Source organism: Stenotrophomonas sp. GW821-FHT09E08 (assembly GCF_059416125.1).
In genome coordinates this window covers 153676-172040 of record NZ_JBWKOO010000005.1, presented here as the reverse complement: position 1 = coordinate 172040, position 18365 = coordinate 153676, and the positions used below count along the sequence as shown (strand labels likewise).

The following is an 18365-nucleotide window of genomic DNA, read 5'->3' as shown; positions in this document are numbered from 1 at the left end:
CACAAGTCCAGAGGGATCATCTATTTGTTATAACATTACATTCAGCGCCTGCAACCCTGCCGGTGGTCATGCACGGGGATGGCGTTGCTGCGTGGGGCGGGGTGGCTGGGGTCAGAGTCCTTTCCTGAGGAAAGGGATCCGACCCCGGAGCCCTAACGTCAGCCGCGGCGGAATGCGGCCGGGGTGCGGGCGCCGACGATGATCATGCGGATCATCGTGGAGATCTGTTCGACCAGCTCCGGATCCTTCTCCGGCGGCAGGTCCATGGCGGTGGCGCCCATCGCGAACACCAGCCGGGTGATGGCCTTGGCCACCAGCTCCGGGGCGTGCAGCACCGCGCCATCCAATGCGGCCAGGCGCACCAGATCGTGCTGCAGCTCTTCCTCGAAGTAGTGCAGCTCGCGTTCGACCGCGTGCTTGAAGTCGTCCGAGCCGACCGCGCCTTCGCGCAGCAGCACATGCAGCAGCTTGTCGTCGGCGCGCAGCTGCTCCATGAAGGTCTCCACCGAGACCCGCACCACGCTGGTGGCGGTGGAGGTGGCGCGCTGCCGGGCCTCACCGATGATGGTGCGCAGCGAACGGCCAGCCGCGTCGATCAGCGCCACGGCCAGCTCGTCCATGTCGCGGAACTGCCGGTAGAAGCTGTTCGGGGCAATGCCGGCTTCACGTGCCACTTCGCGCAGGCTGAGCGTGGACAGGCTGCGGTGCGGCCCGATCAACTTCAGGGCGGCGGCCAGCAGATCCTCACGGCTCACCGTACGGCGGGCCGGGCTGTTGGCATCTTCGGGCGTCGACAAAGCGGTGGCGGCGGCCATGGGGGTTCCGGTGGGGCGAGGCTGAATCATACCCAATCCGGTTCAATATACACATGTATACACAGGTGTATGTGCGCCCGTATAGTGCGCCCATGAGCGCTGTCGTCCGTCCGTCCCTGTTCTCTCCATACCGCTGGGTCTCGCCGTCGCTGTTCGATTTCTGGGCGGGCCAGCTCAATCCCCTGTGGACCCTGCGCGAGCCGATGGCCCGCCTGGTCCGGCGCGAGCCGGCCGGCGAGGGCGCGGCGACCCTGGTCCTGCGCACCAACCGGCACTGGGCCGGCATGCGTGCCGGCCAGCACGTCACCCTGGGCGTCGAGATTGAAGGGCGCCTGTGGCAGCGCAGCTACAGCCCCACCGCACTGGGTCGGCGCGAGCTGGCGATCACCGTCAAGGCGATCGACGGTGGCCGGGTCAGCCAGCATCTGGTCAACCATGCGCAGCCGGGCGAACTGTTCCGCCTCGATGCCGCCTTCGGCGAGTTCCATATGCCGGCCGCGGCGCCGGTGCTGCTGCTGGCGGCCGGCAGTGGCATCACGCCGATGCGCAGCCTGTTGCGCGAGGCCTGCCAGCGCCCGCTGGCGGCGCCGGTGGACCTGTTCTACTGGGAGCGCACCGCTGCCCATCTGCAGTTCCGTGATGAACTGCAGGCGCTGGCCGCAGCGCATCCGAACCTGCGCGTGCATCTGCTGACCACCCGCGAGGGTGAAGCGCCGGCCGCGCGTATCGATACCCATGAACTGCAGGTGGCCGGCGATGACACGCCGTTGGTGCAGCGCCATGTGCTGGCCTGCGGCCCGGATGGCTTCGTTGCCGCCGCGCGTGAACGCCTGGCGCACCAGGTGGCCGGTTTCCAGGCCGAAGCCTTCACTCCGCCGGCGCCGCTGCGCGATGCCAGCAGCGAAGGCGAGGTGTCGCTGACGCTTGCGCGCAGTGGCCGCCAGCTGAGCGTGCCGCGTGGCCGCTCGCTGCTGGAAAGCCTCGAAGCCCACGGCATCAAGCCCAAGCATGGCTGCCGCATGGGTATCTGCAACAGTTGTAGTTGTGATCGCGTCAGTGGTGCCACCCGCCACCTGCGCACCGGCGACCTGCAGTCTGAATCGGCGCAGCCGGTGCGGATCTGCGTGAGCGCGCCGACCACCGACCTGACCCTGGATCTCTGAGGACCCGTTGCCATGACCCGCGCTACCGACCGTGCTCTGAGCACCACCGAGATGCAAGCCTTCGGCCAGGAACTCGATGCGATCCGCGACCGCGTGATCGGCAGCCTTGGCGCTTCCGATACCCGCTACATCCGCCGCGTGGCCGCCGCAGTGCGCTGGTTTGGCGTGGGTGGCCGTGGCCTGCTGTTCCTGGCGGCGTTCTCGCCGTTGTTCTGGATGCCGCTGCTGTGGCCGGCCGCGATCACTGGCACGCTGCTGCTGGCGCTGTCGAAGATCCTGGAGAACATGGAGCTGGGCCACAACGTCATGCACGGCCAGTTCGACTGGACCGGCGACCCCAAGCTCAACGGCAACACCTACGAGTGGGACATCGTTGCCACCGCCGACAACTGGCGCAAGACCCACAATTTCCGCCACCACACCTACACCAACGTGCGTGGCATGGACGATGACATCGGCTACGGCCTGCTGCGCATCTTCCCGGAACAGCGCTGGAAGCCGTTCTACCTGCTGCAGCCGATCATCGCGCCGATCTTCGCGCTGCTGTTCCAGTGGGGCGTGGCCGCGCAGGACCTGCGCCTGGGTCGTTGGCTGAAGGGCCGCATCAGTGGCCGTGCGATGTGGATGCAGACCCGCCCGGTGGCGCGGAAAATGGCCCGTCAGGTGCTGAAGGACTACGTGTTCTTCCCGCTGCTGGCCGGCCCGTTCTTCCTCACCGTGATGCTGGGCAACATGGTGGCCAACGGCCTGCGCAACATCTGGACCTACGTGATCATCTTCTGCGGCCACTTCACTGCCGAGTCGGAAACCTTCCCGAAGGAGTGCCTGCGCAATGAGTCGCGCGGCCATTGGTACCTGCGCCAGCTGCGCGGTTCTTCCAATATCAGCGGCGGCTTCCTGATCAACGTGCTCTCGGGCAACCTCAGCCACCAGATCGAGCACCACTTCTACCCCGACCTGCCGGCCAACCGCTATGCGGCCATCGCGAAGGAAGTGAAGGACATCTGCCGCCGTTACGGCCAGCACTACAACAACGGTTCGCTGCCGCGCCAGTTCGGCCAGGTGGTCTGGCGCATCCTGCGCCACGCGTTCCCGAGCAAGCCGCGCCGCCTGCCGATGTCGGACATCATGTCCGCACCGGCATCGGCCAACGCGGGCTGATCAACTCAGCCCGTTCTTGCCAGGGCCGCTTGATCGCGGTCCAGGCGCCGCAGGAACACCTGCATTTCCTTGCGTGCCTGCTGGTCGCCCTTGCTGCCGGCCACGCTCAAGCCGCGTTGCCATGCTTCGCGCGCCGCCTGCGGTTGGCCACTGGCCAGCCAGGCTTTGCCAAGCAGCTTCCAGGCCGCCGAGTACTGCGGATCAAGCACCACGCAGCGGCCCAGATGAGTCGCCGCACGCACCGGGTTGCCGGCATCCAGCCAGCCCTTGCCCAGGCCGAAGCGCAGCAGCGCGCCGTCCTTGCCGGTGGCGAGCATGCATTCCAGAGCCTCGATGTTCATCAGCGCACCTCTACCAGCAGCTCGGCCGGTCCCGGCTGGAAGCGGCCCCGATGGAACAGCAGCGGCGCACCACCATTCTCGTGTACCTCAATGATGCGGCCAGCCAGCAGCAGGTGATCGCCGACCGGCCACTGCGCGTGGCGGGTACAGGTGAGGTGCGCTACCGCACCGGCGATGCGCGGTGGGGCGTCCTCTTCGTCATCCAGCAATGCCAGACCGTCGAAGCGGTTGCGTACCTGCGGATCGGCAAAGCGCCGGGCCAGTGCTTCCTGGTCGGCCGCCAGCACGCTGATCGCAAAGCGGGTGGCGCGCTGGAAGGCGGACAGGCTCTGCGCGTGCAACGCCAGGTTCCACAGCACCAGTGGCGGCTGCAATGACACCGGCACGAACGAATTGATGGTCAGGCCGATGGGCTTGCCCTGCGCATCGCGCGCGCAGACGATGGCCACGCCGGTAGGAAAGTGGCCGAGCAGCCGACGCAGTGCCCGCGGCGGCATCTCGACCGACGGCACCGGGGCCGGGGCGGGGAAGACCCCCGCCCACGGCCCGGCGTACGGCAGTGTCTCGCCGCTCATGAGGCCCGGGCCTGGCGGTAGCGCCGGCCGACTTCGGCCCAGTTGATGATGTTGAAGAACGCACCGATGTAGTCCGGGCGACGGTTCTGGTAGTGCAGATAGTAGGCGTGCTCCCAGACGTCCAGCGCCAGGATCGGGGTATTGCCGGACAGGCCGACCGTAGCGCCCATCAGCGGGCTGTCCTGGTTGGCGCTGCTTTCAACCTTCAGGCGGCCGTCGCGATCACTGGTCAGCCAGGCCCAGCCACTGCCGAAGCGGGTCTGCGCGGCCTTGGTGAAGGCATCCTTGAAGGCATCGAAGCCGCCGAGGTCGCGGTCGATGGCGGCGGCCAGTTCATCATCGGGTGCACCACCGTTGGCGCTGAGTACGGTCCAGAACAGGCTGTGGTTGGCATGGCCACCTCCGTTGTTGCGGACCGCGCCACGCTGCGCCTCGGGCACGGCATCGATGTTGGCGATCAGCCCCTCGACCGGCTGTTCGGCAAGGCCGGCCTGCTCGAGGGCGGCATTGAGGTTGTTGACGTAGGTCTGATGGTGCTTGCTGTGGTGGATCTCCATCGTGCGCGCATCGAAGTGCGGCTCGAGGGCGTCGTAGGCATAGGGGAGCGGGGGAAGCGAGTACGACATCGAAGCAATCTCCGTGGGGAAGGCCAGGTGGCTGGCCGTGGGGAGATCGTTATCGCACCTCAACATTGGTTTAGGTCAAGGGGCGGGATTGAAATGGGTGCGCTGACGGCGCCTTGATTCATTCCGTGTTGCAGGTGCGGAGACGGCGTCAAAGGCAAGCGCAGGAGCGACGTGGTAGTGCCGGCCGCTGGCCGGCAATCAGTGAAGATCGGGTTGCCGGCCCCCCCCCCCCCCGGCACTACCAGAACCCGCTTTCCGAGCCTCCTCCCACACATATCTACAAAAAGCGCCGGCAGGTGAACCAGCCGCCAGCGCTTTCACCAACTCAACTCAACCAATCCTTGCATGCACCATCCACCTGCTCGCCGCACGCCTGCTGCATCCGCTGCTGCAGTCGCGCCAGTGTCTCCGCGCCCTGGTGCTTGCCGCTCCACGCCTTCAACTGCCCGGCCAGGCGCTCGAAGCGCTGGCGGGTGCGCTGGTGGTAGCCCGAAGGCTGCGCCTCCAGCTCGGCGATCAATGAGGCGGTCGCCTGCTCGATGCGTGGCGCATCGTCCGGGGCCAGCCGCAGCAGGCCTTCCACGTACAGCACGCCCCACTGCACACGGGTCGCCGGGCCCTGCGCGCCATCGTAGGCACGTTTCAGCCACTCCAGCGCGCCGGCGGTGTCGCCGCGCTGCTCCGCCAGTTCAGCCAGCTCGGGCATGTAGTAGTACGGCTGCTCGCTGCGCTTCAGCTCGGCCAGCAGCAGCGCCTCGGCACCGGCATCATCGCCGACCTCGCGCAGTGCATAGACTGCGCTGCTGATCGTGGCCTGGCGCGCATGGGCATCGGTGGCGGCGGCATCGGCGGCGGCCGCGCGTTGCCTGACCCGCTCCACCAGCGCCGCCGGAAGCGCGCCCTTCGGCTGCTGCTGGCGGACCAGCGAAACATCGGTCAGGGCCCGCGACAGGGCATCGTCGGCGCGGTCACCACGCTCGGCGTCGGCGCGTTCCAATGCCACCAGCAATTGCTGGCCCAGGGCGGTGGACGTGGCCGGCCCTGCGCTGGCCTGCTTCACCAGCTTGGCGCCTGCATAGCCCAGCAGCTCGCGGTTGCGGCGCACTTCGGCAGGCTGTGCCAATACTGCCTGCAGCAGCTCGCGCACTTCGGTGGGTGCCGCGCTGGGCGTGTCGGTGGTGGCCAGCGCCAGCAGCGCGAAGCGGCGTTGCAGGGCCGCATCCGGTGCGGACCTGGACAGCTGGCGAAGAACGTCTTCACTCTTGCGCTCACCGGCCAGGCGGTTGGCATCCACCTCCCAACCGTAGTCGCCCAGCACCTGCCAGTCTTCCGCCGCCAACCTGTCCGGTGTGGCCAGGGCGGTGGCCAGCGTGGCGGCAACCGCGCTGCGGCGGCCCGCCGCCACTGTCAGGGCGCGGGTCAGTTGGGCGGCATCGTTGCCACCGGCGACGCGGGTGATCTCGTTGCGTTGTGGGTCGAGCACGATCAGGGTCGGGTAGCCGCGCACGCCGAAGCGTTCGCCCCACGCCTGCGCACCTTCCTCGTCGCCATCCAGGTAGACGGGAACGAACTTGCTGGTCAACGCGATGAAGGCCGGGTCCCTGAACAGGCCGGCCTTGAGCTGGTTGCATGGCGGGCACCAGACCGCACCCCAGTACAGCAGCACCGGCTTGCCGCTGTCGGCGGCTTCGGCAAAGGCGTCGTCGACGTCGCCCTGGCGCCAGGCAATGGCAGTGGCCGGCGCGGGCGCCTCGGCGGAGTTGGCGGTGGACACCGGGGCCGGGGAGCAGGCGCTCAGCGCCGAAGCCAGCAGCAACATGGAAAGCGCGACGCGCATCGGCACATCTCGAAGGGCAGGGTGATGGACCATTGTAGGAACGACCGGGCCGCTGACTGATGCAGTTTGCTTATGACGGGCATGCGCGAGGGCATGACGCCTTTGTTGCACTGCCAGGTAGCGACGGACCGTGCCCGGCGGATGCCGTCAGGGCGCTGCCCGCAGCATCTGCTGGTACACCAGTCCGTTGAACTCGCCGACCTCGCCGTCCAGCACGAAGCCGTAGCACTCATAGACTGGCACGGCGTTGAGCGAGGCGCGCACGGTCAGCACCGGCTCGCGCACCCGCAGCAGCACTGCCTCGAACAAGGCATGGCCGATGCCCCGGCCCTGACAGGCGGGGTCGACGAACAGCATGGCCAGATGGCGGCCTTCTTTCAGTTCAACAACGCCGACCACGCGCGCATCCTGCTCGGCCACCAGGATGTGGTTGTCACCTTGCAGGCGCGCGGCGAACGCATCGGCGGCGGCGACGCTGCCGAATGTGGCGATGCCGGCCGCGCTGAGCGAAGGCGCTACGGCTTCGTTGAAGGCGGCCATGCACAGCGCACTGATCGCAGGCACGTCGTCGATGTGGGCGGGGCGGATCTTCGGCACGCAGCGTTCTTTCCTTGGTGGGCGGCGCGTCATCGCAGCCGCATGCCTGCACGCTAAGCTGAGGGCATGAGTGATTTCAATCCCGCGTACGCTTCGTTGTTTCCGCAACAAGGGCTCAGCCTGGGCCTGATGACGCCTGTCGCCGCACATGGACTGGCCGATCCACGCGAAGCGCGGCGCATTGCGCGGCTGGCCGACGATCTCGGCTTTGCCGCGCTTTGGGCGCGCGATGTGCCGTTGATGGTGCCGCAGGGCCCGGATGCGACAGCGAGCGCGCTGGACGATCCGTTCCTGTGGCTGGGCATGCTTGCCGCAGCGACCGAGCGCATCGTGGTCGGCAGCGCGGCCATTGTGTTGCCGCTGCGGCAGCCGTTGCAGGTCGCGAAGTCCGCGTTGAGCCTGGACCGGATCAGCGACGGGCGTTTCGTGCTCGGCCTGGGTTCGGGTGACCGCCCGGAAGAATTCGCCGCCTTCGGCGAGGATCTGGAGGGCAGGGCGGCGATGTTCCGCGAGCGCTGGACATTGTTGCGCGCAGCGCTGTCACCGGAGGCCGGTGAGCGGGCCGCCGTACTGCAGGCGACGGGCGGCTTCGACGTGCTGCCGGCGCCGGCAGCGCGCATTCCGATGCTGGTGGTGGGTACCGCGCGGCAGAGCCTGCAGTGGATCGCGCGCGAGGCCGAAGGCTGGGCCACCTATCACCGCGAGGAAGCCGCACAGGAAGGACGCATCGGCCTGTGGCAGCAGGCGCTGGCGCAGCGCGGCGGGCCAGGTAAGCCGTTCGTGCAGTCGATGCTGCTGGACCTGCAGGCGGATCCACAGGCGCCGCCGGAACCGCTGCCGCTGGGCCTGAAGGTCGGCCGCGATGGCCTGCGTGACTATCTGCTGCGCGTGCATGCGCAGGGCGTGGCGCATGTGATATTCAATCTGGTCGACAACGGGCGACCGATGGACGCGGTGCTGCGCGAGATCGGGGAGCAGGTGCTGCCGCAGACGCTCCGGTAGGTGTCCACCCTGGTGGATACACCGTATCGTTGCCACGGCTGCGCTCGCCGGGGAGGGTCCGGCGCTACCCGCCGGTGTCCGGAACGTTCGCATCTGCGTATCATTCGCATTTGATATCCCGATGCCGGAGCCCCGCGTGACCCAACGTTCCCCCATGCACCCGACCGGACGCCTGTTCGCTGCGGTCGCTTTCATCGAGGCCGTGACCTGGGCCGGCCTGCTCATCGGCATGTGGATGAAGTACGGGCCGATGGCCAACGTGGCGCTGGTGAAGGTGTTCGGGCCGCTGCACGGCGTGGCCTTCCTGGTCTATGTGGCAGTCACCCTGTTTGCGGCGGTGCGCCTGCGCTGGCCGTGGTGGGCCAGTGCCCTGGCCCTGCTGGCAGCCATCCCGCCGCTGGTGACGCTGCCGCTGGAGTGGTGGTTCAAGCGCCGTGGCCTGCTCGGCCTGCGTGCAATGCGCTGAACCCACTGTTGCGTGCCCATTCAAGAGAATGGGTATCAAATGCAAATACGAGCCGTTATCATTTAAGGATGGCATCGGGCCCTGAACAGGGTCGGCGCCGGGTGGGGCGCGCAGGTGCGCCCGGCCAATCCTTTCCTGCTACGGCTGGTGTTTCATGCACGCACGTCCCGTCGTTCCCGGCTTGCCGGCGCTGGTGTTGGCTGCCCTGATCGGCACCATGGCGATGATGTCCTTCGTTGCCGTGATCGGCCCGGTGGTCCGCATGCTCGGTTTGTCCGAGTGGCATGCCGGGCTGTCAGTCACCGCCGCAGGCGTGTTGTGGATGCTGGCCGCGCGCCCCTGGGGCCAGCTCAGCGACCGCATCGGCCGCAAGCGCGTGCTGATGCTGGCGATGAGTGCCTACACCGTGGTCTACATCGCGCTGGCGGTGTTCATCGACGTTGCCCTGCAGGCAGTCCCGCCGGTTCTGGTGTCGGTGCTGGTGCTGGTCGGTGCGCGTGGCTTGATCGGCCTGTTCTACGCCGCGGTGCCTCCTACCGCAGCCGCGCTGATCGCCGACAAGGCACCGACCGGGCAGCGTGCGAAATTCCTCGCCCGCTTGGGTAGCGCCAACGCATTGGGGATGGTTCTGGGGCCGGCAGCGGCTGGCTGGCTGGCCTATACGAATCTGTCGCTGGCGCTGTATGTGGCCGCATTGTTGCCGCTGCTTGCGCTGGCATTGCTGGCGTGGCGGTTGCCGGCCACACCGCCGGTGGAGAGCGCTTCTGCGCAACGCCGCCAGCCGATGAGCCGCCTCGACCCGCGCCTGCGCCTGCCACAGCTGGCGGCGTTCATTGCGATGGTCTCGGTGACCATCGCGCAGGTCACGGTCGGCTTCTTCGCGATCGACCGCCTTGGCCTGGAAGCAGCGGCGGGCGCACGCATGGCGGGTATCGCGCTCACTGCGGTCGGCGTCGGCCTGATCCTGGCGCAGGCGCTGGTGATGAAGCTGGAGGTGCATCCGCGGCGCTGGATCATCCTGGGCGCATTGATTTCGGGCATCGGCTTCGCTTCGGTGGCCGGCGTTCAGCAGGCCTGGCAGTTGCCGGCAGCCTATGCGCTGGCCGCGTTCGGCATGGGTTTCGTGTTCCCCTCGTTCCAGGCGCTGGCTGCCGACGCGGTGGAAGCACACGAGCAGGGTGCTGCCGCCGGCACCGTTGCTGCCGCGCAGGGGCTGGGCATGGTGGCCGGACCGATGCTCGGCACGCTGTTGTATCGCGGTGGGCCCAGCCTGCCTTATCTGCTGGTGGGTGCGCTGCTGCTGTTGCTGTGCGCGTTGGCCGCCGCGTATCGGATGAAGGAGACCTCATGAACGATTCACTGATGCAGGGCGCGTGGCCGGAGGCGGCGCCGTCGGCCCTGGAGGCCATCGACGACGCTGCACTGTTCCTGTTGCAGCATGCGGGTCAGCATGTGCATGCGCGCGGTTGCCGGGCCGCGCTGCCGAGTGGCGCGCTGGCAACCCTGGCTGAGCGTGTTGCGGAGTTCTTCGCCCAGCAGCGTGGCGGCCCCGGCCTGCTGGTTGGCGCAGTGCCGTTCGAGCCGCGTGCTGACGATGCGCTGTACCAGCCCGAGCGGCTGCTGCCGCCATTGCCGTTGCAGCCGCAGGCGGCGCCGCCGCTGGAGGGGGAGCTGTGTGCCGAGCCCGCAGCGGTGGACTATGCCGCCGCCGTGGCCACTGCCGTGCAGGCCCTGCGCGCGCCCGAACAGGATCTGCACAAAGTGGTGCTGGCGCGCAGCCTGCTGGCCCGCACCCAGCAAGCGCTTTCGCCGGACGTACTGCTGGCACGGCTGGGTGCGGACCCCTCGGTGGCCACCTATGCGGTGCCGCTGCCGGTCGAACTGGGGCGGGCCCCGGCCTGGCTGGTTGGCGCAACGCCGGAGCTGTTGCTGCGCAAGCGTGGTGTGCAGCTGCTGTCGCACCCGCTGGCCGGGTCCGCACGCCGCAGCGCCGATGCCACCGAGGACGAGCGTGCCGCGCAGGCGCTGCTGGCCTCGCGCAAGGACCATGACGAGCATCGCCACGTGGTCGAAGCCATCGTCGATGGCCTGGCGCCGTACTGCAGCCACATCGATGCACAGCCGCGGCCGGCGCTGCATGCGACTGCCAGCATGTGGCATCTGGGCACCCGCATCCACGCCACGCTGAAGGATCCGCAGACCTCTGCCGCCGCGTTGCTGGCGCAGCTGCATCCCACGCCGGCCGTATGCGGGACACCGATGCTGGCGGCATTGCAGCGCATCCGCGAGCTGGAACCGGTCCCGCGTGGCTTCTATGCCGGCGCCGTGGGTTGGTTGGACGCGCAGGGTGACGGCGACTGGTACGTGGCGATCCGCTGCGCGCGCCTGCAGGGCACGCAGCTGCGCCTGTACGCAGGCGCCGGCATCGTTGCCGATTCGCAGCCCGAGGCTGAAGTGGCTGAAACCGCAGCCAAGTTCGCTGCCCTGTTGAACGCGCTGGGTGTCCATGAATCGGCGCCCGCCATCGAGCCTGCCGCATGAATACCTCCGCTGATTCTTCCCGCCTGCCACTGCAGCAGGTATGGCCTGATGAACTGATGGCGCGCTATCGCGAGGCCGGTCACTGGCGTGGCGAGACCTTCCCGGCGTTCCTACGCGAGCGCGCGGAACGCTATGCGGATGACATCGCGGTGGTGGCTGGTGACGTCCGCCTGAGCTATGCGCAGCTGTGGCACGAAGCCGGTCGCATCGGTGCCGGCCTGCTGGCACTCGGCCTGCAGCCCGGTGAGCGGGTGCTGGTGCAGCTGGGCAACACCGCTGGCTTCATCACTACGATCTGTGGCCTGTTCCGGGCCGGACTGGTGCCGGTGTACGCACTGCCTGCGCATCGCATCACCGAGCTGGTGCACTTCGCGAACAAGGCCGAGGCCAGTGCCTACATCACTGCCGACCTGCACGACGGCTTCGATCATCGCGGACTCGCGCGGGCGCTGCAGGCCGACGTACCTGCGGTGCGCCACGTGGTCATCGATGGCGATGCAGCGGAGTTCACCGCGCTGGAGTCGCTGCAGGGCGACCGCAGCCAGCTGCCGGCCGACCCGGATCCGCAGTCGGTGGCGTTCCTGCAGATCTCCGGTGGCAGCACCGGCCTGTCCAAGCTGATCCCGCGCACGCACGACGACTACATCTATTCGTTCCGCGCCAGCAATGACATCTGCGGCATCGACCGCGACAGCGTGTATCTGGTCGCGCTGCCGGCCGCGCACAACTTCCCGATGAGTTCGCCCGGCTTCTTCGGTGCGCTGTATGCCGGCGCCCGCGTGGTGCTCAGCCCCGGCCCCGGCCCGGATGCAGCGTTCCCGCTGATCGCCCGCGAGCGCGTGACGTGCTGTGGCCTGGTGCCGCCGCTGGCGCTGCTGTGGGCGCAGGCGGCCGCCAGCAGCAAGCATGACCTGTCCAGCCTGCAGGTACTGCAGGTAGGCGGCGCCAAACTGGTGCCGGAAGCCGCACTGCGCGTGATCGATGGCTTGCGCTGCACCTTGCAGCAGGTGTTCGGCATGGCCGAGGGACTGGTCAACTACACCCGCCTGGATGATCCGGAGGAACTGATCGTGGCCTGCCAGGGCCGCCCGATCAGTCCGGATGACGAAGTGCGGGTGGTCGATGACCACGATCGGTCGGTGGCCGAAGGCGAAGTGGGCCATCTGCTGACCCGCGGCCCGTACACCATCCGTGCTTACCACAACGATGCAGTGGCCAATGCGCGCTCGTTCACCGACGATGGGTTCTACCGCACCGGTGATCGTGTGCAGCAGTTGCCGGGCGGCTACCTGGTGGTGCAGGGGCGTGCAGGTGACCACATCAACCGCGCGGGCGAGAAAATCTCCGCCGAAGAGATCGAAGATCATCTGCTGGCCCATCCGGGTGTGTTCGACGCCGCCGTTGTCTCCATTCCTGACGAGTACCTGGGTGAACGCAGCTGCGCGTTCGTGATCCAGCAGGGTGAGCCGATCAAGGCGCCGGCACTGAAGGCCTGGATGCGTACGCGCGGCCTGGCTACCTTCAAGGTGCCGGACCAGGTCGTGTTCGTTGACAGTTTCGATACCACCGCGGTCGGCAAGATCAGCCGCCGCGAACTGCGCGCGCAACTGCGTGCGCGTCATCTGCAACAGACAGGAGGAACGCGCTGATGGCGCTGCCCCGTATCACCGATTACCCTTTGCCGACCGCCGCCGAGCTGCCGCAGGCGCGTGGCCCGTGGCGCCCGCAGCGTGATCGTGTCGCGCTGCTGGTGCATGACATGCAGCGTTACTTCCTGGCGGCGTTCGACGCTGGCAGTGCGCCGCTGCGGCCGGCGGTGGACAATATCGTGCGCCTGCTGGCGCATTGCCGCGCGCACGGCATTCCGGTGTTCTACACCGCCCAGCATGGTGACCAGGACCGTCGCGACCGTGGCCTGCAGGCCGACCTGTGGGGGCCGGGCATGCGCCGCAGCGCCGACCACGAACCGATCATCGAAGCACTGGCACCGCAGCCGGGTGAGCACGTGCTGGTGAAGCACCGCTACAGCGCGTTCCAGCGCAGCAACCTGGAGACGCTGATGCGGGTACGTGGGCGCGACCAGCTGCTGGTGACCGGCGTGTACGCCCATATAGGCTGCACCGCGACCGTGGTGGAGGCGTTCCAGCGTGATATCGAGGCCTTCATCGCCGCCGATGCGGTGGCGGACTTCTCGCGTGCCGATCACGATCAGGCGCTGTACTGGATCGCGCGCACCAGCGGGGTGCCGATGACCACCGACCAGCTGCTGGAGGTGCTGTGATGGCTGCCACGGGTGAGGTGCTGGATCTGGAGCGGATGCGCGCCGATGTGGCGCGTGTGCTGGAGTGCACGCCGGCCGAGATCGGTGACGACGACAACCTGATCGACCTGGACCTGGATTCGATGCGCATGCTCGGCCTGGTCCTGGCCTGGGGCAATACTGGCCTGCCGCTGGAGTTCTCGCAGTTGGCCGAACACACGACGCTGCGCCAGTGGTGGAACGTGGTGCAGACGCTGCAGGCCGCGCAGAACGCATGAACGCCGTCGCGCTGGCCACGCCGGTGGCATTGACCGAGGCCCAGGCCGGACTGTGGTTCGCGCAGCGGCTGGCATCGGACAATCCGTCGTTCAACACTGCCCATGCTGTGTGGATCGAGGGTCCGCTGGACGTGGCCGCGTTCGTCGCAGCGGCGGACCAGGCTGCGGGTGAGGCCCAGGCCTTTGCACTGCGCTTTGTCGAAGGTGCCGATGGCCAGCCGCTGCAGTGGCATGACCCGGCACATGTGCCGCTGCTTTCGGTGCGTGATGTTTCCGCCGAGGGGGATCCCGCAGCTGCGGTACGCAGCCTGATGTGCGCTGACCGGTTGAGCCCGGTCGACCCCACCCGCGACCGGATCAGCCAGCAGGTGTTGTTCGATCTGGGTGGCCAGCGCTGGGTCTGGTACCTGCGCGCGCATCATCTGGCGGCCGATGGTTACGGCATGGCGCTGTTCACTGACCGGGTGTGCGCGTTGTATGCCGGTCGTGCCGGTGAGTCACTACCAGGGCTGGCGGGCGTGCTGGCTGATGATGCCGCTTATCGTGCCGATCCTGGCCGGGCGCAGGCCGGGCAGTGGTGGCGCGCGCACATGCAGGGCGCACCGGCGGGCGTCGGCCTGGCCGGTACGCTCGCTGCCAGTGAGGACGCGCTGCGCTGGGTACAGCCGCTCGATGCGGCATTCCGGGAACAGCTGCTGCAGGCGTCGGTTCGTTGGCTGCAGCCCTGGCCGGACGTGCTGGCCGCGTTGTCGGCCGAGTACCTGCGGCGGATGAGCGCTGCCGATGAAGTGGTGCTGGGCGTGCCTTACATGGGGCGGCTCGGCAACGCGTCGGCGCGGGTGCCGGCGATGGTGATGAATGTGTTGCCGCTGCGCGTGGCGGCCGCCGAGGGCAGCGTCGAGGCCTTTACCCGCGGGCTGGGCCGTCAGCTCAGCCAGGGGCGCAAGCACGGCCGCTACCGCGGAGAGCAGCTGCGTCGTGATCTCGGTCTAGTCGGCACGCAACAGCGGCTGCATGGTCCGCTGGTGAATGTGCAGCCGTTCTACAAGCCGCTGGCCCTGCCCGGCGTGCAAGCGGCGCTGCAGGTGCTGTGCACCGGGCCGGTGGATGATCTGACGCTGGGTTTCCGTGGCGATGGCCAGGCGCTGCTGGATCTGGAGATCGAGGCCAATCCCGCGCTGTACAGTCGCGAGGATGTCGAGGCGCACGCGGCGCGGCTGTTGCATTTCGTGTCGGTGGCGCTGCAGGCTGACGATATCGCAGCCGTGCCCCTGGCGACGCCCGAGGAGGCGCAGCAGGTGCTGCAGGGATTCAATGCCACCGCGCACGCGCTGCCGGAGACGACCCTGGTCGAGCTGCTGCAGCAGGGCATGGATCGGGATCCGCACGCGCCGGCGCTGGTGTTCGGCGACACTACGCTGGATTACGCAACGCTGGAAGCGCGCAGTTTCGCGCTGGCGGCACAGCTGCGGGCAATGGATGTCGGCCCGGGCAGCGTGGTGGCGGTGGCATTGCCGCGCTCGCTGGAGCTGGTGATCGCGCTGCTGGCGGTGCTGCGTGCCGGAGCCGCCTACCTTCCGCTGGACCTTGCCCATCCTGACGAGCGGCTGGCACGTATCCTCGCCTCGGCGCAGCCGGTCTGCGTACTGGCTGCGACGGAGGTTTCGGCGCGCATGGCTGGTGTGCCGGTGCTCGCGCCCGAGCAGTGGACCGCGCTGAGCTTCGCCGCGCCGTGGGCCGATCCTGCACCCAGCGATGCGGCCTATGTGATCTATACCTCCGGTTCGACCGGCGAGCCGAAGGGCGTGGTCATCGAGCATCGCGCCATCGTCAACCGCCTGCTGTGGATGCGCGAGCACTACGGCATCCGCGCCGATGACCGTGTGCTGCAGAAGACCCCGGCGACCTTCGATGTCTCGGTCTGGGAATTCTTCCTGCCACTGCTGTGCGGGGCCACGCTGGTGGTCGCCGGGCCCGATGCGCACCGCGATCCCACTGAATTGGCGCGCTTGATCCGTGGGCATGGCATCACCACGGCGCATTTCGTGCCGTCGATGCTCGACGCGTTCCTTGCCGCGCAGGCCTCCGAAGGCCTGCAGTTACGCCGGGTGTTCACCAGCGGTGAAGCGCTGGACGCGTCGTTGCGTGATCGTTTCCATGCGCGCATGCAGGCCGAACTGCACAATCTGTATGGCCCGACCGAAGCTGCGGTGGATGTCAGCTACTGGCCGGCGTCGGCGCAGGATCATTCGCGGCCGGTGCCGATCGGGTTCCCGGTCTGGAATACCCGCCTGTACGTACTGGACGCCCGGATGCAACCCGTGCCGGTCGGCGTGGCCGGTGACCTGTACCTGGGCGGGATGCAGCTGGCACGCGGCTATCTCGGTCGCGATGATCTGACCGCCGAGCGCTTCATTGCGGATCCGTTCCGGGCGGGCGAGCGCATCTACCGTACCGGCGACGTAGCCCGTTGGCGCCGCGATGGTGCGGTCGAATATCTCGGCCGCAGCGACCATCAGGTAAAACTGCGCGGCCTGCGCATCGAACTGGGCGAGATCGAGGCGGCACTGCGCGAACTGCCTGGCATGGAGCGGGTGGAGGTGCTGCTGCGCCAGGATGCCCCCGGTGATGCCCGGCTGGTGGCCTATGTGCCGTCCGCGCTGGCAGACGCCGCCACCCTGCGCAGCCATCTGGCCGCGCGCGTGCCGGACTACATGGTGCCGTCGGCCTTCGTCGGCGTGGAGCACTGGCCGGTGACCGCCAACGGCAAGCTGGACCGCAACGCGTTGCCGAAACCACCGCAGCAGGAAGCAGGTGGACTGTTGCCGCGCACGCCGCTGGAACAGGAACTGGCCGTGCTGTTCGCACAGGCGCTGGGCCGCGAGATACCGGTGGCGGTGGATGCGGACTTCTTCAGCCTCGGCGGCGACTCGCTCTCGGCGGTGCACCTGCTGCTGGCCATCGAAAAACGCTGGCGCTGCGACCTCGGCCTGGGTGCCTTGTTCGCGCAGCCGACCGTGGCCGCACTGGCGACGCGCATTGCCGAACCGCCGGCGCTGGCCGACCACGCATTGGGGCCGGTGATCTCGCTGGCTGCGACTGACGCTGATGGGCCCACTCCGTTGTTCGTGCTGCACCCGGCCGGTGGCATCGCCTGGAACTACCGGACGCTGGCGCGCGCCCTGCAGCCGGCACGCGCGGTGTACGGCCTGCAGTCGCCGGCGCTGGATCCGAAGCAGCCGTTGCCATCCAGCATCGAAGTAATGGCCAATGACTATGTGCAACGGGTGGTCACGCTACAACCGAACGGACCGGTGCATCTGCTGGGCTGGTCGGTGGGGGGCATCCTCGCCCAGGCGATGGCGGTGCGCCTGCATGAAATCGGGCGTGAAGTCGGTGAACTGGTGCTGCTCGACGCCTATCCCAGCGAATGCTGGCGCGCCGAGCCGGAACCCGATCCGATTGCGGCGCTGCGTGCGCTGCTGGCCATTGCCGGGCACGATCCGGATGCGCATCCGGAGCTGGACAGCCGTGAGCGCATCCTTGGTTTCCTGCGTCGTGGCGGCAGCGCGCTGGGCAGCCTGCCGGACGTGGTGCTGGATGGTGTAGTGCGTGCGGTGACCGGCACCAATCGCTTGATACGCGAGCATCATCATCGGCCGTTCGTGGGCACGCTGGTGCATGTGCGCGCGGGTCGAGACCATCAGGCACGGCCGCAGCTGAAATCGGCGTTGTGGCGTGCACACGCACTCAAGGTGCAGGCACTTGAACTGCCGTTCCTGCATGCTGAGCTGACCGGCCGCGATGCGGTGGCGCAGCTGGCGCCATGGTTGTCGGCGCGCCTGCGCCATTGGGATGAGCAACAGGAGATCGCAACATGCAGTTGACCGGTTTTGAAGGCCGCGTGGCGTTGGTGACCGGTGCATCCGGTGGCATCGGAGAGGCACTGGTACGGCTGTTGGTCGAGGCCGGCTGCACTGTGGTGGCGACCGATCGCGATGCGCCCGTGGTCGCGGATGCACGTGTGCAGGCGTTTGCCCTTGATGTGACCGACAGTGCAGCGGTGGATGCGCTGGTGGATCGTGTAGAAGCCAGCATCGGGCCGATCGGCCTCGCCGCCAGCGTGGCCGGGGTGCTGCACGTGGGCGAGGTGACCGACACCACCGATGACGATTGGCGCCGGGTTTTCGCAGTCAATGCGGATGGCGTGTTCCATGTCGGGCGTGCGCTGGCGCGGGTGATGTCACCACGTCGGCAGGGTGCGATCGTCACCGTCAGCTCGAATGCGGCGGGCGTGCCTCGGCACGGCATGGCCGCCTACGCGGCATCCAAGGCAGCCGCTACGATGTTCACCCGCTGCCTTGGGTTGGAGCTGGCACCGCTCGGCATCCGTTGCAACATCGTCGCCCCGGGATCGACCCTGACCCCGATGCAGACCGGCATGTGGCAGGACGAGCATGGCGCAGAGCGGGTGATTGCTGGCAACCTGGAGACGTACAAGGCCGGCATCCCGATGCGCAAACTGGCCACCCCGGAGGACATCGCGCACTCGGTGATGTTCCTGCTCTCCGAGCAGGCCGGGCACGTGGCGATGAGCGACCTGTACGTGGACGGCGGCGCCACCCTGCGCGGGTGATTCCTGCTAATGCCGTCCGCCGGCCGGAAACCCATGGCCACGGTAGTGCCGGCCGCTGGCTGGCGAT

Annotated in this window: 17 protein-coding genes; 11 read left to right on the top strand and 6 right to left on the bottom strand. The window is 68.0% G+C overall.

The genetic code is table 11. From position 1 onward, the window contains the following. Window positions 1–158 precede the first annotated feature (158 nt). Window positions 159–815, bottom strand: coding sequence for an HTH-type transcriptional repressor FabR (gene fabR / locus AC07M7_RS09225; protein WP_005409961.1), 657 nt, complete (start codon window positions 813–815; stop codon window positions 159–161). A 92-nt stretch (window positions 816–907) separates the two neighbouring features. Here fabR and AC07M7_RS09220 point away from each other — a divergent pair, with 92 nt between their 5' ends. After that, entirely contained in the window at window positions 908–1978 is a 1071-nt protein-coding gene (locus tag AC07M7_RS09220; RefSeq protein WP_046986156.1) for a ferredoxin reductase, read from the top strand. Between the two features lie 12 nt (window positions 1979–1990). Beyond that, complete coding sequence (locus AC07M7_RS09215) at window positions 1991–3139, top strand: fatty acid desaturase family protein (RefSeq protein WP_046986157.1); 1149 nt, start codon at window positions 1991–1993, stop codon at window positions 3137–3139. A gap of 5 nt (window positions 3140–3144) precedes the next feature. Here AC07M7_RS09215 and AC07M7_RS09210 read toward each other — a convergent pair whose 3' ends face one another. The 5 genes from AC07M7_RS09210 to AC07M7_RS09190 all read right to left on the bottom strand — a co-directional run bounded on the left by AC07M7_RS09210 (window position 3145) and on the right by AC07M7_RS09190 (window position 7115). Further along, window positions 3145–3480, bottom strand: coding sequence for a tetratricopeptide repeat protein (locus tag AC07M7_RS09210; protein WP_495207218.1), 336 nt, complete (start codon window positions 3478–3480; stop codon window positions 3145–3147). Beyond that, window positions 3480–4055 carry a flavin reductase family protein gene (locus AC07M7_RS09205; RefSeq protein WP_295381218.1) on the bottom strand — a complete coding sequence of 192 codons (576 nt, stop codon included), beginning with the start codon at window positions 4053–4055 and terminating at the stop codon, window positions 3480–3482. The genes AC07M7_RS09210 and AC07M7_RS09205 overlap by 1 nt, the downstream gene beginning before the upstream one ends. Next, window positions 4052–4681 (bottom strand): superoxide dismutase, encoded by a 630-nt coding sequence (locus AC07M7_RS09200; protein ID WP_495207217.1) that lies wholly within the window; start codon window positions 4679–4681, stop codon window positions 4052–4054. The genes AC07M7_RS09205 and AC07M7_RS09200 overlap by 4 nt, the downstream gene beginning before the upstream one ends. 325 nt (window positions 4682–5006) lie before the next feature. Further along, a complete protein-coding gene (locus tag AC07M7_RS09195) occupies window positions 5007–6518 on the bottom strand; it encodes a thioredoxin family protein (RefSeq protein ID WP_495207216.1) in 1512 nt (503 codons plus the stop codon). 147 nt (window positions 6519–6665) lie between these two features. Beyond that, complete coding sequence (locus tag AC07M7_RS09190) at window positions 6666–7115, bottom strand: GNAT family N-acetyltransferase (protein WP_495207215.1); 450 nt, start codon at window positions 7113–7115, stop codon at window positions 6666–6668. A gap of 66 nt (window positions 7116–7181) precedes the next feature. Between AC07M7_RS09190 and AC07M7_RS09185 the strand changes: the two genes are divergently transcribed. From AC07M7_RS09185 to AC07M7_RS09145, 9 genes are all read left to right on the top strand, one after another. Continuing rightward, window positions 7182–8117, top strand: coding sequence for a TIGR03571 family LLM class oxidoreductase (locus tag AC07M7_RS09185; protein ID WP_495207214.1), 936 nt, complete (start codon window positions 7182–7184; stop codon window positions 8115–8117). Between the two features lie 154 nt (window positions 8118–8271). Then, window positions 8272–8583, top strand: coding sequence for a DUF3817 domain-containing protein (locus tag AC07M7_RS09180; protein ID WP_049403974.1), 312 nt, complete (start codon window positions 8272–8274; stop codon window positions 8581–8583). 154 nt (window positions 8584–8737) lie between these two features. After that, window positions 8738–9934, top strand: coding sequence for an MFS transporter (locus AC07M7_RS09175; protein ID WP_495207213.1), 1197 nt, complete (start codon window positions 8738–8740; stop codon window positions 9932–9934). Further along, window positions 9931–11124: an isochorismate synthase gene (locus AC07M7_RS09170; protein ID WP_495207212.1), complete on the top strand. Its 1194-nt coding sequence runs from the start codon at window positions 9931–9933 to the stop codon at window positions 11122–11124. The genes AC07M7_RS09175 and AC07M7_RS09170 overlap by 4 nt, the downstream gene beginning before the upstream one ends. Next, window positions 11121–12773, top strand: a complete 1653-nt coding sequence (locus AC07M7_RS09165; RefSeq protein ID WP_495207211.1) for a (2,3-dihydroxybenzoyl)adenylate synthase — start codon at window positions 11121–11123, stop codon at window positions 12771–12773. The genes AC07M7_RS09170 and AC07M7_RS09165 overlap by 4 nt, the downstream gene beginning before the upstream one ends. Further along, window positions 12773–13405: an isochorismatase family protein gene (locus AC07M7_RS09160; protein WP_495207210.1), complete on the top strand. Its 633-nt coding sequence runs from the start codon at window positions 12773–12775 to the stop codon at window positions 13403–13405. Before AC07M7_RS09165 ends, AC07M7_RS09160 begins: the two co-directional genes overlap by 1 nt. Further along, the gene (locus AC07M7_RS09155; RefSeq protein WP_046986169.1) at window positions 13405–13662 is read left to right on the top strand and encodes a phosphopantetheine-binding protein; all 258 of its coding nucleotides are present in this window, start codon (window positions 13405–13407) and stop codon (window positions 13660–13662) included. Before AC07M7_RS09160 ends, AC07M7_RS09155 begins: the two co-directional genes overlap by 1 nt. Further along, window positions 13659–17549: an enterobactin synthase subunit F gene (locus AC07M7_RS09150; protein ID WP_495207209.1), complete on the top strand. Its 3891-nt coding sequence runs from the start codon at window positions 13659–13661 to the stop codon at window positions 17547–17549. Before AC07M7_RS09155 ends, AC07M7_RS09150 begins: the two co-directional genes overlap by 4 nt. Beyond that, window positions 17540–18298 carry a 2,3-dihydro-2,3-dihydroxybenzoate dehydrogenase gene (locus AC07M7_RS09145; RefSeq protein WP_495207208.1) on the top strand — a complete coding sequence of 253 codons (759 nt, stop codon included), beginning with the start codon at window positions 17540–17542 and terminating at the stop codon, window positions 18296–18298. Before AC07M7_RS09150 ends, AC07M7_RS09145 begins: the two co-directional genes overlap by 10 nt. The last annotated feature ends 67 nt before the right edge of the window (window positions 18299–18365 follow it).

Excerpts from the sequence above, each read along its gene's own strand:
- fabR (WP_005409961.1), bottom strand. The coding sequence starts at position 815 with ATGGCCGCCGCCACCGCTTTGTCGACGCCCGAAGATGCCAACAGCCCG.
- AC07M7_RS09220 (WP_046986156.1), top strand. The coding sequence starts at position 908 with ATGAGCGCTGTCGTCCGTCCGTCCCTGTTCTCTCCATACCGCTGGGTC.
- AC07M7_RS09215 (WP_046986157.1), top strand. The coding sequence starts at position 1,991 with ATGACCCGCGCTACCGACCGTGCTCTGAGCACCACCGAGATGCAAGCC.
- AC07M7_RS09210 (WP_495207218.1), bottom strand. The coding sequence starts at position 3,480 with ATGAACATCGAGGCTCTGGAATGCATGCTCGCCACCGGCAAGGACGGC.
- AC07M7_RS09205 (WP_295381218.1), bottom strand. The coding sequence starts at position 4,055 with ATGAGCGGCGAGACACTGCCGTACGCCGGGCCGTGGGCGGGGGTCTTC.
- AC07M7_RS09200 (WP_495207217.1), bottom strand. The coding sequence starts at position 4,681 with ATGTCGTACTCGCTTCCCCCGCTCCCCTATGCCTACGACGCCCTCGAG.
- AC07M7_RS09195 (WP_495207216.1), bottom strand. The coding sequence starts at position 6,518 with ATGCGCGTCGCGCTTTCCATGTTGCTGCTGGCTTCGGCGCTGAGCGCC.
- AC07M7_RS09185 (WP_495207214.1), top strand. The coding sequence starts at position 7,182 with ATGAGTGATTTCAATCCCGCGTACGCTTCGTTGTTTCCGCAACAAGGG.
- AC07M7_RS09180 (WP_049403974.1), top strand. The coding sequence starts at position 8,272 with ATGCACCCGACCGGACGCCTGTTCGCTGCGGTCGCTTTCATCGAGGCC.
- AC07M7_RS09175 (WP_495207213.1), top strand. The coding sequence starts at position 8,738 with ATGCACGCACGTCCCGTCGTTCCCGGCTTGCCGGCGCTGGTGTTGGCT.
- AC07M7_RS09170 (WP_495207212.1), top strand. The coding sequence starts at position 9,931 with ATGAACGATTCACTGATGCAGGGCGCGTGGCCGGAGGCGGCGCCGTCG.
- AC07M7_RS09165 (WP_495207211.1), top strand. The coding sequence starts at position 11,121 with ATGAATACCTCCGCTGATTCTTCCCGCCTGCCACTGCAGCAGGTATGG.
- AC07M7_RS09160 (WP_495207210.1), top strand. The coding sequence starts at position 12,773 with ATGGCGCTGCCCCGTATCACCGATTACCCTTTGCCGACCGCCGCCGAG.
- AC07M7_RS09155 (WP_046986169.1), top strand. The coding sequence starts at position 13,405 with ATGGCTGCCACGGGTGAGGTGCTGGATCTGGAGCGGATGCGCGCCGAT.
- AC07M7_RS09150 (WP_495207209.1), top strand. The coding sequence starts at position 13,659 with ATGAACGCCGTCGCGCTGGCCACGCCGGTGGCATTGACCGAGGCCCAG.
- AC07M7_RS09145 (WP_495207208.1), top strand. The coding sequence starts at position 17,540 with ATGCAGTTGACCGGTTTTGAAGGCCGCGTGGCGTTGGTGACCGGTGCA.